We start from the raw sequence: 13,565 nt of genomic DNA on the forward strand, positions 1-13,565 counted from the left end.
ACTGCCATGCCTCCGAAGCGAGCTTTCCTACAGAAAGCTTTCAGGCGATCGCTATCGCTCCTACAGTTCCAAAATTCCCCTCCGTTACTTTTGCCTTTTGCTAAGTTTTCTAGTTCAACTTATATAAGCAGTATTTTGCAATGAAGTCTGTAGAATCATATAGTTGAAGTATATTCGTTTAAGACCATTTTTGCCCGTCAGACCTTATAAGGAGAGATACCTATGGCAAAAACTCGTTATAACAACATTGATAATGTAAGTACCGATAAAACGCTGAAAGAATTTCGGCAATGGCGTGACGAGCGGCGCCGCAAGAAGAAGGATTATTCTTTTGTTGTGCCCAATGTTCCGCCAAAGCTGTCTTATCTCAAGGATAACAAGTTGGATACTACGATTACCTGGATCGGGCACTCGACATTCTTTCTGCAATATGAAGGACTGAATATTATTACTGATCCCATTTGGGCGCGCAGACTGGGCTTTGAGAAACGATTGGGAGAACCGGGAATTCCCGCCAGTGAGGTTCCGCCAATTGATCTGATTCTAATCTCCCATTCCCATTATGATCATCTGCACATCGCCTCTATTCGCAAATTGTACCGGACGGGAACGACGATTGTTGTTCCGGCGGGGCTTAAACGAAAAATGCTGCGCAAAGGGTTCCATAACTGTGTGGAAATGCAGTGGTGGCAGGAGATTACTCTTCAGGGAATAAAGCTAGCCTTTGTGCCAACCCAACATTGGACCCGACGGACTCCGTTTGATACGAATACTTCACATTGGGGTGGCTTTGTCCTGCAGCCTTCTCACCTTGAGAACAATCCTATAGATGAAGGGAGCGGAGAGAAGCAGATGCTGCCTCCGAACCTGTATTTCGCCGGTGACAGCGGTTATTTTCCCGGCTTTAAAGAGATTGGAAGCCGTTACAAGGTGGATGTCGCGCTCATGCCGATTGGTGCTTATGAACCGGAGTGGTTTATGACTTCTCAGCACGTGAATCCCGAGGAGGCCCTGCAGGCTTTTATAGATGTAGGCGCAGAGACGATGATTCCAATGCATTACGGGACCTTCAGACTTGCCGATGATACTGCAAGGGAAGCGCTGGACCGGATGGAAGGCGCCCGGGCAGCCCACGGGATAAGTGAAGAGCGAATCCAGACGCTTGGCTATGGCGAGACACTGGTGGTACATCCAAGGGGTGCGTGCTTCTAGACAATAATGTAAAAAGTGCAACAAGAGTAGAACAAACAGCGTACTTTACGGGATTTTTGCAATGAATTTATGATATAATGAGCCGGAAACCTAAGAAAAAGGATGGTAATGCTTAATGATTAGCACAAGCGGTGTAACACTCCGCTACGGAAAACGCGCACTTTTTGAGGATGTAAACATAAAATTCACACCTGGTAACTGCTACGGTCTGATTGGTGCCAATGGCGCCGGTAAATCAACCTTTTTGAAGATTTTGTCTGGCGAGATTGAATCAAACTCGGGTGATGTTCATATTACCCCGGGTGAACGTCTAGCTATTCTCAAGCAGAACCATTTCGAGTACGATGAATTTCCGGTACTTGAAACGGTTATTATGGGGCACACACGGCTTTATGAGATTATGAAGGAAAAAGATGCGCTATACGCCAAAACCGATTTCTCGGAAGCGGATGGCCTGCGTGCGGGTGAACTCGAAGGTGAATTTGCCGATGTAAATGGCTGGGATGCCGAGCCTGATGCAGCTGCCATGCTGATCGGTCTGGGTATTGTACGTGATCTGCATGACAAGAAAATGATGGAGCTTAGCGGCAATGAGAAGGTACGTGTCCTCTTGGCCCAAGCATTGTTCGGCCGTCCGCACAACCTGCTGCTGGATGAGCCTACCAACCATTTGGATCTTGAATCCATTGGCTGGCTGGAGAACTTCCTCATGGACTATGAAGGTACTGTTATCGTCGTATCTCATGACCGTCACTTTCTGAATAAAGTATGTACGCATATTGCGGATATTGATTTTGGCAAAATCCAGATGTATGTCGGCAACTACGATTTCTGGTACGAGTCCAGTCAGCTTGCCCAGGCATTGCAGCGCGATTCGAACAAGAAGAAGGAAGATAAGATTAAGGAGCTACAGGCGTTTATTCAACGCTTCTCCGCCAATGCTTCCAAATCCAAACAGGCAACATCGCGTAAGAAGACACTCGATAAGATTACTCTGGACGATATTCGTCCTTCGAACCGTAAATATCCATTCCTCAACTTCAAGCCTGAACGCGAAGCCGGCAAGCAGTTGCTGACAATCAGCGGAGTAACCAAAGCCGTTGATGGCGAGAAGGTACTGGATGAGATCAGCTTTGTAGTGAATAAAGGGGATAAGATCGCGTTCGTAGGTCCGTACTCTCAGCCTAAATCAATGCTGTTTGATGTCCTAATGGGCGAGAAGGAATTAGACGCCGGAGAATTTGCATGGGGGATTACAACAACCCAAGCGTATTTCCCGAAAGATAACTCCAACTATTTTGACGGCGTAGAGATGAATCTCGTAGAATGGCTTCGCCAGTATTCAAAGGATCAGGATGAAACATTCCTGCGCGGATTCTTGGGCCGGATGCTGTTCGCCGGAGAAGAAGCATTGAAGAAAGCAAGCGTGCTGTCCGGTGGCGAGAAAGTTCGCTGTATGCTGGCTAAAATGATGCTCAATGGCGCGAACGTGCTGATATTCGATGAACCTACCAATCACTTGGATCTGGAGTCGATCACAGCACTGAACAATGGTCTGGCCGATTTTGATGGCACGATTCTGTTCACCTCCCATGACCATCAGTTTATTCAGACTATCGCTAACCGAATCATTGAGATTACACCAGCTGGCGTAATCGACCGCGTGATGAGCTACGACGAGTATTTGGAGAACCCGGAGATCAAGGAAATGCGTCAGCGCATGTATCCTGTAGAAGTATAATTTTCAAAAATATAAGAATTTATATGTTCACATGATAACTTATCCTTATATTTCTCGAAGAAGCGGGTACCGTCCATAAAAGGACGGCAAAGCCGTTTCTTCTTGTATAAAAAGAGAAGAGTTAGCAGACAGCGGCTTGTCCACTCCCCAGGGAATGGACGGCTGCTTTTTAAAAATATAAGAATTTATAGCTTTTAGGCGATAACTTATCCTTATATTTTCTCGAAGAAGCGGGTGCTGTTCATACAGAGGTCGGCAAAGCCGTTTCTACTTGATATTTATCAAGAGGTTGGAATCATTCTAAACGAACAACGGCTGCGTCTTCCCCTGAGGGATTACGCAGCCGTTTATCTCAAAATATAAGAATTTATATGTTTCACGCAATAATTTATCCTTATATTTCTCGAAGAAACGGGTGCCGTCCATATAAAGGACGGCGAAGCCGTTTCATCTTGTTGCTGTTTCTTCGTGTAACCAACTTGCGGTTAATGCTCTCTGCCTTGGAAGCTAATTATGAACCGCCGGCACGGCGGCGCTGTTTGTTAGGCATTTTGTTATTCTGTGATTTCAATGGTTTAGCAGAACCAGCCTGAAATGAAGATTCGGGTTTGAAGCCTTGTTGCTTCTTCTGTTCAAGCTTTTGGCGGATTGCATCTGCCAAATTGATTTTTCCTTTTTCATTGCTTTCGCTCATTTTATTGACCTCCTTCGAAGCAAATCCCTAACTCTATTCTAATTGTTTTTAAATGCTGCCACAAGGGCAAGAATAATTGAAGGAATTCTTTACTTCCAGAAATATTGTAATTAAAAGGCTACATAGAGGAGGTGAAGGGAAATGAATGATATTTACGAAGATATACGTAAGGGCGAACGAGGGGCCTGGGTAAGCATAGCAGCTTACCTCATCCTATCGACCTTCAAGTTAATTTGTGGTTATTTGTTTGCATCGAGCGCGCTGCTGGCGGACGGCTTTAATAACCTCACAGATATTGTTGCTTCTGTAGCGGTGTTGGTGGGTCTGCGTATATCACAGAAACCGCCGGACTCCGATCATCACTATGGACACTTTCGTGCGGAGACGGTAGCTGCGCTGTTGGCTTCCTTTATTATGGCGATGGTAGGCATTCAGGTTATTGTGGAAGCGATACGTTCTTTATTCGCAGGAGCAAAGGAAACACCACAACTCTGGTCGGCGGGTGTGGCTATTGTGTGCGCGGTGGCGATGATGGGTGTATATATTTACAATAAGAAGCTTGCCATACAAATTAATAATGGGGCACTTATGGCTGCTGCCAAAGATAACTTCTCTGATGCTATAGTTAGTGTTGGTGCTGCGATAGGCATTGTTGGGGCACAATTTGGACTGCCGTGGATTGATTCTGCTGCTGCAGTCGGGGTCGGATTGCTTATCTCCAAGACGGCTTGGGATATTTTTCGTGACTCTACCTACCGGCTCACGGATGGCTTCGATGAGCACAAACTGATGGATCTGCGCAGCACCATTGCGCGCACTCCAGGGGTAGAAGGCATTAAGGATGTGAAAGCTCGTGTTCACGGGAATCATGTGCTGGTGGATGTCGTTGTGGAGGTGGACGCAAACATTACTGTTCTTGAAGGTCATAAGATCAGCGACTCCATCGAAGAGCGGATGAGTAAATTACATAACATCATGAATGTGCAGATTCATGTTGAACCCAAAGGCATAACTAAGATGTGATTTCTATTATTATACAATGATAGACATTTTCAAGGAGGATTCAAGACTATAGACCTGTATATTACCATAAAGTGGAAATCTAATTTGTGAAATTTGGAGCATGTTCCAAATCCCGGGTAGGCCTATAATGAGGGCAGAAAGCAATAAATGTTGTGCGCACCTTTGTTGTATTTCTCAATTTGTTATTCGGGGGAACGTATGATCAAGTCACATAAGCACCTTACAGCATCGCTTTTGGTCTCAGCCGCACTTGCCGTATGCTTAGGCGTTATCAGTCCTCAGCTGGCAGTTGCAGCTTCTCTTTCTTCCAGTTCTTCTTTAACGGCTTCTGCCGTAACGGGGATCATTGAGTCAAGTGTCCGTTTGCGTATTACTCCTTCTACAAGTGGAACTGTATTGTCCTACTTGAAAGAGGGTGAAATAGTAACGATCCTGGAGAAAACGAATAGCTACTGGTACAAAGTGAGAACTGCAACAGGCACCGTTGGATATACCAGCTCCGGAGAACAGTACATCTCTCTTGTGGCTGCCAACCCTGGAGGTTCAGGAACGGTAACGCCAGTACCGACAGCGCCGTCCACTCCGCCGCAAGGGACTACTATCGAGAGAGTGATTACGGCTGGCATGAAGTATCTCGGAACCCCGTATGAGTTCGGCTCCAGCCGTAGTAATACCAATACCTTTGACTGCTCCGATTTCATTCGGCAAGTGTTTTTGGATGCAGCGAATTTGCAATTGCCTGCAGATTCACGGCAGCAAGGTGATTGGGTGAAGCAGAATGGTACGGCGGTCACGAATATTTCTGCTTTAAAGCGCGGCGATTTAATGTTCTTTATGGATTATAAAGGCAGTTCAGTCTCTGCATATGCAGGAATCGATAAGTCTACAGCAAGAATCTCGCATGTAGCGATGTATCTAGGAAATGGACAGATTCTGCATACATATTCCATATCTTCTGGCGGGGTAAGAGTAGATAATTTAAGCGCTTCTTGGATGAATCGTTTTCTCTTCGGAGGTTCGGTCATCCGCTAAACATACAGGTTTCAAATGTTGCAGGAAGCGAAAGCATCGCATGTTTGTGACGGGTGAACTAGGGCGGGTGTAATCGTGAGGTCATCCTTTCAGTGGAATTGCTGAAGGGCTGGCCTTTCCTTATTTAAAATATAAGAATTTATATGCTTCAAGTGCATAATGAAACGGCTGGCCAAGACCTTTAAGAAGGTCCTGATCAGCCGTTTTATTTTATGTACGCCTTGGAGGGCGTATTTACTTATAAAGAAAAGCCCTTAGATTCCCGCCGTGGTGTTAAAATAAACGATATAGACGGGAACTATTTGTGTAGCTAAGTTGTGGAGTGATTACATAGATGGATTGATTACATAAGCGGAGGCAGGAACTTTAATCCATGCTTTTCCAAGCCAAGTATAGATTTCTCTCCATTCATTACCCCATTTATCAGTCATGATTTGACCTGTAGTATCGATCGTTTGAGCACCAAGCCAACCTGCTGGGGTAGTTGTACTGCCAACAGTGAAGTGGAATGCTGTCGTTTTGGTCAGGATAATCATTGGTGTAGCCGGATGAATATCCGCTGGTGTGATAATAGTCTCAAATTGATTTGTATAAGTTGCTCCTGTTACTGTTGCTGAACCTGAAGTAGTACTTGTTACGTCTGCGGCGGAAGCTGTGGCTGCTATGCAAGCCATAAGTCCGACGGCTACTGTAAAGCTGGCGATTTTTTTCATGTGTAGTTCCTCCTGTTAATGGGTTTTGGCTTTGGCGTTTTTTTCCATGCACGCTGTTTGCTATTAAGCTAATAAACATAAACTGGGTACGATGAACCAAAGAGAAATATATATTTATTTTTCCATGTCTACATCGATCTGCCCCTGCGCCCTGTGAAGAGCGATATTATAAATACCACCAGAAAGATATAGAACAATACTTTGGCAATTCCTGCAGCCGCAGCCACAATACTAAAGAAACCAAAGATTCCGGCAATTAAAGCAATTACAAGTAGTATAATAGATACTTTTAGCATTAGATGTCACCCTTTCTTTTTAACTTGATTACTTGAGGTAGATATATTTTAAACGACACTTTTGGAATTGAAACAAGCTAGAAGGGAGGACTGAAGAGGTTCGATTAGTTGTTTCGGCCCATTAGTGAAGGGGTAACTATGCAGTATTAGGGCGGTTCATTTTTAGCCAGCCATTTATGATTTGGAAGGGGTTATTGGATATGATCATTCAACTTAGCGTAGCGCTTGCAGCTGTCGCATTCACAGTACTCGTTTTCTTTTTAATTACAACCTTGAAATCAGCAAAGGGATCTCTCGACAAAGTTAGTCAAACGTTGCAGGAAGTACAGAAGACTATGGATGAGCTAACTTATGAAGTGAAAACTACAGTCAGACACGCTAACGATATTACGTTAGATGTGCAGGGCAAAATTCAAAAAATTGATCCCATTATGGATTCCGTGCAGAATTTGGGTGATGTTATGAATGAATTAACACTGACCGTTAAGCAAGTATCCGTAACAGCCATTGAGAAGTATCGTAAATCGCGTGAGCTGAAGGCAAAAGCCAAAGCTGTTTCCTTATCGAATGAGATAATGACACCCTCTGAAGAACGTACAGTAAATTCCTATGAAACGGTGTATGCCAAGAAAAAAACAGGGAAAATAGGTACAGTCCTGAAGAGTGTAGATTTAGCAGCAACCGTCTGGCAGAAATTCCGCCATTAGGACAAGAAGGGCTTACACTTTGGTATTGGTAATGGATGCAGATCAGAAGGGTGGGACAACAACATGAACATTTTAATTCTTTTGCTAAGTCTCCTTTCTCCATACTTTAATGCACCGCCAACTCAGAGTGAGCCGATTCCTGTCGTTTCCTTTGCGCTGCAGCCTTCGATTGCCTTGGCTTTTCAACATGATCTCAGCTCCAGTTCAAATGCCTACATAAACAGCTTTGATTCTTTGGCAGGCGTCCCCCTTTATGCGACCAAGGAAGAACTTATACAGACTAAAGGCAAGCCGCTTAATATTGTGAATGAACTCTGGGAGGACTGTCTAGAGTATCAATACGCGGATATGTCTGCTGGGGTCTCTAACGGGGTTGTGATCTATGTTCATGTCACTCCATTGCAGGCACAGCAGTATGGTATGCAGCTTAGTGGAGTTGAGATTGACCCTGGCAAGGGCAAGCTTTCGGAGCTACTGGGGAGCCCTGATTTTATCGCTGAGGATGGCGATGTATATATGAGGGGAAGTACAGCTCTCAAGATTTATCGTAATTTGGATACAGGTGAATGGGATGGAATTGATTTATTTGATGGTATTTCTTCCTAAGCTGTTTCAACCTCATCCTTTATGGTTATAAAAGATCAGTTATCTTTTTGTCGCACTGGCCCTTTATATAACCTAAGGAGAGTGAACTCTATGGATTCAATCAACGCACAGTCTTATGCAACAGTGCTGGAAAATGGCGTTCAGGCTATTGAGGAAGTGAAGCGGCTTGGCAGCAGTGGCTATAGCAAATCGGAGATTTATGTAATTAGTCATGATGTGGATCGTGAAGGCCGGATTGTTGATGCCGCAAAGATTAATGAGGTCGGTTTGCACGAAGAAGGATTATTTGGGGCCATAGCCAATCTTTTTCGTTCACGGGGGGAGGCACTCCGCTCCAAGATCACATCATTAGGATTTAGTGGAGCAGAAGCAGCCTTTTACGAGAAAGAGCTTGATTCGGGTAAGGTTCTGGTGATCGCCAAAAAACCGCTATTCTAAGCATGAATTGCAGCAAATATATGCCCATACTTCAATAGCGTAACCTCTAGAACCACTGTGTGTTTAGTGGAGCTGGAGGTTACTTTGTTGAAGAACGAAGAGAAGAATGACTTTATTTAACAATCGTTTGTAAATGGCCACAGACTACTTGAATATGTATGATAGAGATAATGCAATACTACATAATTAATGCGAGGTGAGAACGATGAGAATATTAATTGTAGATGACAATCCAACTAACGTAATTATTATCCGTGAAATTCTGAAAAAGGAAGATTACCGGAATTTTATAACCGCATCGTCTGCAAAAGAGATGCTAGAGCTACTCGGCATTCGTTCCCATAATGAAACAGGGCGTACTCGAATGTCTGACGTGGATCTGATTCTGCTGGATATGATGATGCCAGAGATGGATGGAATTGAAGCTTGTCGAGTTGTACAACAATACGAGCATCTGAAGGATATTCCGATTATTATGGTAACCGCTGTAGGTGATTCCAAAAAATTGGCGGAGGCCCTTGATGCTGGTGCCGTGGATTATGTCACAAAGCCAATCAACAAGGTGGAGCTCATGGCCAGAATCCGGCTGGCGCTTCGGTTGAAACGTGAGAAGGATTGGCATAAAGAACGGGATCAGCGGCTTCAGGATGAGTTGAAGCTGGCTGCTCTTGTACAGAACGCAGTGCTGAGTCTACCGCTAGAAGAGGAATTTTTTGAAGTGCATGCAATCTATCAGCCCTCCGCAGAACTGGCCGGTGACTTATATGCTTGGTACTCACTTGGTGACGACCGTTATGGAGTTATTCTGCTGGATATGATGGGGCACGGAATTTCGTCCTCACTGTTCTGCATGTTTCTGGCTTCAGTGCTGAAGGACACCGTGACTACCTATGTGGAGCCGGAAAAAGTCATACAGGAGCTGAATCGGCGATTTAACCAGCTCTATATTGAGAAGAAGTTGGTTCAGTACTATTTCACAGCTATTTACCTTGTAATCGATACTCGCCTGAAGCGAATTGATTATGTAAATGCAGGACACCCGCCAGGAATGCTCTTTGAGGGTGCAAACACGAAGCCGGTACTGCTTGAGAGCAACTGCCATCCAGTAGGCCTGTTTGATCGGATCGATATTCAGCCGCAGACCCTGAACTATGAGGACGATGGGCATCTAGTATTGTACACAGATGGCCTGTTGGAACTGGTTGATGGTGGACAGCAGCAGCAGCTTAACTTTATGGTTCAGCATTTGAAAGGTGAGCATAAGTGGCAGGAAGAGCTTGTATATGCTTCTTTTTTTAATAAGAAAGCTGTTGAAGAACGAGATGATGATAAATGCTTAGTATGGATATCACTGATGAAGGGATCAGATAGAGGATGAAGATTAAAGCCAAGCTGCTGATCGGCTTTAGTGCGATGCTAGCAATTATGCTTGCGCTAACAATGATTGGATATGATCGACTGAATTATATGCATAACCAGCTGGATGGCTTTCAAGATAGATATATGAAGGGGCGCGCTTCTTCGGGAATGCGTGGCGAAGTGAATGATATGGCGCGGATACTGACCACATCCATGCTGAATGCCGATGCGCTGACCGTGGAGTCCCAGAAAAGTGAAATTAGTAAAAAGGTCACCAAAGCAGAAGATTATTTTGCTGACATAAAGTCTTCAATGGCCAATGCGGAAGAAATGGAAATCGTCAATCGGATCGAAAGTGCCTATACGGCTTATTTAGATTATCAGAATAAGGAGCTGGAGCTGCTCTCGGCCGGGTTATTTCAGAATGCCAATACCTACCGGAATGCCAAGGGACAGGATATTCAGAATGAGGTGTTGAACAGCTTAAACAGTCTCTCTGATTACAACGTCTTCATGATGAATGAAGAAAGTACCCAAGCGAAGACAGCTTATGAAAGCTCCATTCAGACGGTGACCTTAATTATGATCTTGGGCCTGCTGCTTGGGCTTGGGGTTATATTATGGGTGATACCAAGTATTACGCGTGGTTTGAATGTTGTATCGATGATGATCAGCAGCTTTGGCAATGGAAAAATAAGAGCCATTCGACGAATAAAGGTTACTTCTAAAGATGAAATCGGTGATGTTGCACGTGTCTTCAAGGAGATGGCTGAGGATATCGAACAGAAGCAGCAGATGGAGAAAGCTTACGCTCAGGCGCAAAGTGACCAGTCTTGGTTAAATGCTAATGTAGCTAGGGTAACTGAGCTGCTGCGCGGAGTGAGTTCACTGGATCAGATCGCTCAGACCTTTATCAATGAATTTACTCCGGTGCTCAGCGCTCAATACGGCGCAGTCTATTTAAAGGATATTCATAACCCGGAATTGCTCAGAAGCAGTGGGTTTTATGCTGCTGATGGTGATAAATTGCCGAAGGATGGCTTTATAATCGGTCAAGGACTTGTGGGGCAGAGTGCACTCGACAAGATGCCTATCAGACTTAATAAGGCACCTGAGGATTACATTTCAGTTTCTTCCGGATTAGGAAACTCACAACCAGAAAACATTTCAATTTATCCACTTTTGTTCGAAGATGAGCTTTTGGGGGTTATCGAGTTTGCTTCGTTTACTCCTTTTAGCAGCCTGCATAATGAGTTGCTGCATCAGCTAGCAAAGAATCTGGGAGTGGTGCTTAACAACATTAACCGCCGACTCAACGTGGAGGAACTGCTTCGGGAATCTCAGGCACTCACGGAGGAACTGCAGTGTCAGTCGGAAGAAATGCAGACACAGCAGGAAGAACTTCGTCGTTCCAATGAGAATCTGGAGGAGCAGACGGATGCGCTTCGGCGTTCCGAAGAAATGCTGCAGCGCCAGCAGGAAGAACTGGAGCATTATAATACTGAGCTTGTCTCCAAAACTCGTGCCTTAGAGGAACAGGTACAGGAGGTTGAGGAGAAAAAGGATGAGATTGAACATGCGCGCAGTCAGTTAGAGAAGCAGGCTCTGCAACTGGCCGTTACCAGTAAATATAAATCGGAATTTTTGGCAAACATGTCCCATGAATTGCGGACACCGCTTAATAGTCTGCTTATCCTGTCTCAATTGCTTACAGAGAATAAAGATGGCAACTTGACCGAGAAACAGGTAGAGTTCGCACATACAATCTATATGTCCGGTGCTGATCTTCTGAAGATGATTGATGAAATTTTGGATCTGTCCAAAGTCGATGCAGGCAAAATGAGCCTGAATTATGAAGAGGTGCGGTTAACTGAACTGAAAAGCTTCGTAAAACAAAATTTTGCTCCTCTAGCTAATAAAAAAGGCCTAACGTTGCTCCTCTCCTTTGCAGATACGCTGCCAGAGATTTTATATGCTGACAACCACCGACTGAAGCAGATCTTGCGTAATTTATTATCTAACGCATTCAAGTTTACAAGTGAAGGATTCGTTGAATTCTCTGTAAGCCTTGCCGACAGCGAACATCTCCCGTATGGACTGCCACGCGAGGTAGCATTTATGGCCCTTGTCGTGAAAGATAGCGGTATTGGTATTCCAGCAGATAAAATGGATATTGTGTTCGAAGCCTTCCAACAGGTGGATGGTACTACCAGCCGCAAATATGGCGGTACCGGGCTCGGACTTTCGATAAGTCGAGAATTAGCACGTCTAATGGGTGGGGCTATTGTGCTGGAATCCCTTGAGGGAGAAGGCAGCAGCTTCACTTTATATTTACCGGTTAAAGCCGATTATAGTGTGCTGCCGGGATCTGCTGAGGTTGCTGCTGTCCAAGAGGCCGCTACTTTGAAAGAGTATGTCGAAGATAGGCTACCTCATACCATGGCTGGGACTTTCCCGCTGCCTTTATCTCAGGTACAGACAGTGATAGCAGATGACCGGAACGAGTTGACCTCAAAGGATAAGATTCTGTTAATCATTGAAGATGATGAGAGCTTTGCCAAAATATTACTCGATATGGCCCGCAGTCGTGGCTTCAGGGGACTGGTGGCTCTACAGGGAGATATAGGATTGCAGATGGCTAAAGCCTATTTGCCAGATGCGATCATTCTTGACATTCAACTGCCAGTGATAGATGGCTGGTCGATTCTTAGCGAGCTGAAGGGCGCGGCACAAACCCGTCATATTCCAATTCATGTCATCTCCGTTAGTGATGAAGTGAAGCAAGGACTTATGATGGGTGCGATGGCGTTCTTAAGAAAACCTTCGTCGAGAGAAGCACTGGAACGGGCCTTCTCGCAGATTGAGAGCTATACATCCAGTACTTTGAAACAACTGCTGATTGTAGAGGATGACGAGATTCAGCGCCGTTCGATTATGGAGCTGATCGGTCATGATGATGTTGCAATTACTGCTGTTTCCTCGGGCCGTGAGGCACTGGAAGAACTGCGTAAGCAGAAATATGATTGTATGGTGCTTGATTTGATGCTAGACGATATGAATGGCTTTGAACTGCTGGATCAGATTCGGGATGATGAGAAACTGAACGATCTGCCGATCATTATATATACCGGTAAAGATCTGGATGCCAAAGAAGAGACACAGCTACGCAAGTACGCTGAGTCGATTATTATAAAGGATGTACGTTCGCCGGAAAGACTGCTTGACGAGACCACGCTGTTCCTCCATCGTGTAGAAGCAAATCTGCCGGAGGACAAGCGTAAAATACTGCAGAAGCTTCATAATAAAGAAGAATTATTTGACGGCAAAAAAATATTACTTGTCGATGATGATATCCGTAATGTATTTGCACTTTCTAGTGTGCTGGAAGGATATCATATGGAAGTGAAATTTGCGGAGAATGGCCGTGAAGCGTTGGAAATGCTAATAGAGCACGAGAATTTCGATCTTGTACTCATGGACATGATGATGCCGGAAATGGACGGATACGAGGCCATGCGCCGCATTCGCCAGATGCCGCAATATCAAAAGCTGCCGATTATTGCCCTTACGGCCAAAGCCATGAAGGAGGACCGCGCCAAGTGTATTGAAGCCGGAGCCTCTGATTATATGAAAAAACCGATCGCCACGGATCAGCTTCTTTCCTTAATGCGTGTTTGGCTGTATTCGTAACTCTAATTTTGGGGTAATGAACTCATAACACTACAAACAGCCAGTCTAAGAAGA

General features: G+C 44.8%; 12 protein-coding genes. 9 read left to right on the top strand and 3 right to left on the bottom strand.

Annotation, left to right across the window (positions count from 1 at the left end; all coding sequences use genetic code 11):
• The first annotated feature begins 222 nt into the window (after positions 1-222).
• On the top strand, positions 223-1,212 hold the full coding sequence (locus tag H1230_RS05340; RefSeq protein WP_239714539.1) for an MBL fold metallo-hydrolase: 990 nt from the start codon (positions 223-225) through the stop codon (positions 1,210-1,212).
• A gap of 115 nt (positions 1,213-1,327) precedes the next feature.
• Positions 1,328-2,953, top strand: a complete 1,626-nt coding sequence (locus tag H1230_RS05345) for an ABC-F family ATP-binding cassette domain-containing protein (RefSeq protein ID WP_239714540.1) — start codon at positions 1,328-1,330, stop codon at positions 2,951-2,953.
• Positions 2,954-3,464: 511 nt separating this feature from the next.
• On the opposite strand, the gene H1230_RS05350 is transcribed toward H1230_RS05345, so the two are convergent.
• Complete coding sequence (locus H1230_RS05350; protein WP_154122490.1) at positions 3,465-3,647, bottom strand: hypothetical protein; 183 nt, start codon at positions 3,645-3,647, stop codon at positions 3,465-3,467.
• Positions 3,648-3,788: 141 nt separating this feature from the next.
• On the opposite strand from H1230_RS05350, the gene H1230_RS05355 reads away from it, so the two are divergent.
• Positions 3,789-4,670, top strand: coding sequence for a cation diffusion facilitator family transporter (locus H1230_RS05355; RefSeq protein WP_239714541.1), 882 nt, complete (start codon positions 3,789-3,791; stop codon positions 4,668-4,670).
• 198 nt (positions 4,671-4,868) lie between these two features.
• Positions 4,869-5,702: a C40 family peptidase gene (locus H1230_RS05360; protein ID WP_239714542.1), complete on the top strand. Its 834-nt coding sequence runs from the start codon at positions 4,869-4,871 to the stop codon at positions 5,700-5,702.
• Between the two features lie 326 nt (positions 5,703-6,028).
• Here H1230_RS05360 and H1230_RS05365 read toward each other — a convergent pair whose 3' ends face one another.
• A complete protein-coding gene (locus H1230_RS05365) occupies positions 6,029-6,415 on the bottom strand; it encodes a hypothetical protein (protein WP_239714543.1) in 387 nt (128 codons plus the stop codon).
• 128 nt (positions 6,416-6,543) lie between these two features.
• On the bottom strand, positions 6,544-6,711 hold the full coding sequence (locus H1230_RS05370; protein ID WP_239714544.1) for a DUF1328 domain-containing protein: 168 nt from the start codon (positions 6,709-6,711) through the stop codon (positions 6,544-6,546).
• A gap of 200 nt (positions 6,712-6,911) precedes the next feature.
• On the opposite strand from H1230_RS05370, the gene H1230_RS05375 reads away from it, so the two are divergent.
• From H1230_RS05375 to H1230_RS05395, 5 genes are all read left to right on the top strand, one after another.
• On the top strand, positions 6,912-7,418 hold the full coding sequence (locus H1230_RS05375; protein ID WP_239714545.1) for a DUF948 domain-containing protein: 507 nt from the start codon (positions 6,912-6,914) through the stop codon (positions 7,416-7,418).
• Between the two features lie 63 nt (positions 7,419-7,481).
• Complete coding sequence (locus H1230_RS05380) at positions 7,482-8,024, top strand: hypothetical protein (protein WP_239714546.1); 543 nt, start codon at positions 7,482-7,484, stop codon at positions 8,022-8,024.
• A gap of 90 nt (positions 8,025-8,114) precedes the next feature.
• Positions 8,115-8,462 carry a YflT domain-containing protein gene (locus H1230_RS05385; RefSeq protein ID WP_239714547.1) on the top strand — a complete coding sequence of 116 codons (348 nt, stop codon included), beginning with the start codon at positions 8,115-8,117 and terminating at the stop codon, positions 8,460-8,462.
• 205 nt (positions 8,463-8,667) lie between these two features.
• Positions 8,668-9,840: a SpoIIE family protein phosphatase gene (locus H1230_RS05390; RefSeq protein WP_239714548.1), complete on the top strand. Its 1,173-nt coding sequence runs from the start codon at positions 8,668-8,670 to the stop codon at positions 9,838-9,840.
• Complete coding sequence (locus tag H1230_RS05395; protein ID WP_239714549.1) at positions 9,837-13,511, top strand: response regulator; 3,675 nt, start codon at positions 9,837-9,839, stop codon at positions 13,509-13,511. Before H1230_RS05390 ends, H1230_RS05395 begins: the two co-directional genes overlap by 4 nt.
• The last annotated feature ends 54 nt before the right edge of the window (positions 13,512-13,565 follow it).

This window comes from Paenibacillus sp. 19GGS1-52, from assembly GCF_022369515.1.
In the GTDB taxonomy this organism is placed as follows: Bacteria; Bacillota; Bacilli; order Paenibacillales; family Paenibacillaceae; genus Paenibacillus_AQ.